Annotated in this window: 1 protein-coding gene and 1 pseudogene; both read right to left on the bottom strand. The window is 37.9% G+C overall.

The window, feature by feature from the left end; translation table 11 throughout:
• Positions 1-382: 382 nt before the first annotated feature.
• On the bottom strand, positions 383-2,143 hold the full coding sequence (locus EV202_RS14885; protein ID WP_131927614.1) for a RagB/SusD family nutrient uptake outer membrane protein: 1,761 nt from the start codon (positions 2,141-2,143) through the stop codon (positions 383-385).
• Positions 2,144-2,176: 33 nt separating this feature from the next.
• A pseudogene (locus EV202_RS14880) lies at positions 2,177-2,309 on the bottom strand (IS4 family transposase); the annotation flags it as partial.

The following is a 2,309-nucleotide window of genomic DNA, read 5'->3' as shown; positions in this document are numbered from 1 at the left end:
TGTTGTTATGAATGAGTTTGCTCACCCATAATATAACAATTTTAGCTATTAGTACGCTGTTTATCATTTGATCAATTAGTTTAAATCACTTCAATGTTCATAAGTATTTGAGAAAAGAACAAGGAAAGATATATTTAAATTCCATATCCAACTGCAAAAGTACAAATATCTTTCAGAAGTCGGCCGTGTCTTCAAAAGAAAAAGAGAACGGTTCTATGTGTTTAGTCATTGTTGTCTATAAACATAAATTATAAACCAAGATATAGGTTTCGCAAGTAAAAAAGTCATTTGCATTCCTTTTTCACAAACCAATAAAATTTGGAAGTAGGATATACTCTGAGTAGTATCTCTATGATTTTTTTACTTGCGAAACTCCATTTATTTAGTTATAACCCGGATTCTGGTCATCTTTCAATAATGGATTTTGATCTATTGCACTCTGTGGAATAGGCATTAGAAGCAGACGTTCGCTCCATTTCTTATTAACCAATGTCTGCATTATCGGAGTATATGTAACCCCATTCATTACTTTTTGGCAATATGTACTTCCATAGCGTCTTATGTCATCGAACCGTTGTCCTTCTCCCGCCAATTCGATACGACGTTCGTTACGTACAAAATCCAAAGCTGCGTTGCCTGAAAGGTTAACGGGAACATTAGGCATACCACAACGTTCACGTATTCTGTTCAATGCAGATTGTACTTTATCATCCCATCCAGTAGTATGTATACGTGCTTCGGCATAGGTCAATAATACTTCAGCGAAACGTATTATCGGATAATCGCAAGGAGAGTAATACTCGTTATAAGGTCCCAATGCAACCATTTTTCGGAAAGCATATCCCGACCAAGATTCGTTACCATTATTATTTATATTTTTAGGATTATACATGAAATAGTAAGTGCCTTTCAATTCATGCCATCCTTTGAATGGGAACATCAATGAGGCATAAAGACGAGAGTCACGATTACGGAATTCTTTCATATACGCATAAGCTTTCAGATCGGAATTTTGTATTTGTTCCTGATATTTCTTTTGATCTGACTTGTTTTGTTCAAAATCTTTCCACATCGCTTCAAAATCAGCTTTACGCTTCTCCGGATTGATGCTGCGTAACGTTTTTCCATCTATATCCCAATAAGCATCTACCAAATCTTGCATCGGTTCATAGGAAATATATCCTTCATAAGCAGACATAGACATCGGTATCATGTATGTGTAGCGCATCCAATCATTGTTATAGCTGTCTGCAGCATACTCTCGGGTCAATACATATTCTGGATTACTTGGATTGGCATTGGCATCGAACCATAACGCTTCATAGCTGAACATTCCTTTAATGAATTTATCTTTATCAATGCCTTTATCAGCAAAATCTATGTAAGTATCCATTTCGTCAGCTTCCTGTTGTTGCGCTATATTCAATGAAGTTATTTTGAACAGATTGTGTTCACTCTTATCAATGATTTCACCAGCCGATTTTTCCGCTTCAACATAATTCCCGAAATAAAGTGCGGCTCGTGCCCGAAGAGCCAGCGTCCCCCAACGAGTAATTCTTCCGACTTCGTTCATATTACCACCGCTATATTTAGCAGGTAATACCTTGGCAACATCTTCCAATTCATCCAAAATGAATTGACGTACGGTTTCTACCGGATCTCTTGCTACATTCGGAGCATCGTATTCAAGTACATCCCTTATGACAGAAACTTTACCAAATCTGGTTGTCAAGTACAAATATTTCCAAGCGCGTATGCAACGTGCTTCAGCCTTCATACGTTCTTTTAAACCTGTATCCATCTGACAGGCATCGACGTTGGCTAAGAACGTGTTGACAAGCCTGACAGTTCTGAAGCTATAATTACCATAAGCAGCAGCCGTACCAATTCCATCTTGTTGCAACAACTCCATATTGCCTTCCCATGGCTTATGGCTGTGCGAATTGTCTGTACAGCATTCATCCGGCAATTGGGCACCTTCTAATTCAGCATAGCAGGCATTCAATCCATACCATGCATCTTTTTCCGTTTTCCAAAAAGTTTCTGTTGCCATATTGGCGGGAGGTAACACATCTAAATCACAAGCAGTGAATATACCCGCCATACATAATCCTAATACTATTGTTTTTATATTATTCTTCATTAGTGTCCTGTTAAAATGGGACGAGTTAAACAATTAATCAAATAGCCCCGGAATCAGGGGTTCATTTAGAACTTTGACATCATTGAAATTAGTCTTGTCGAACAGGTCACGCAAGTGGGTTTTGTCAGTCAATGATATGCTGAGAATCTGCAAAACTTCATAGGTT

The organism is Prevotella heparinolytica, assembly GCF_004342845.1.
Taxonomy (GTDB): domain Bacteria; phylum Bacteroidota; class Bacteroidia; order Bacteroidales; family Bacteroidaceae; genus Bacteroides; species Bacteroides heparinolyticus.
This window is presented reverse-complemented; position numbering and strand designations above follow the sequence as displayed.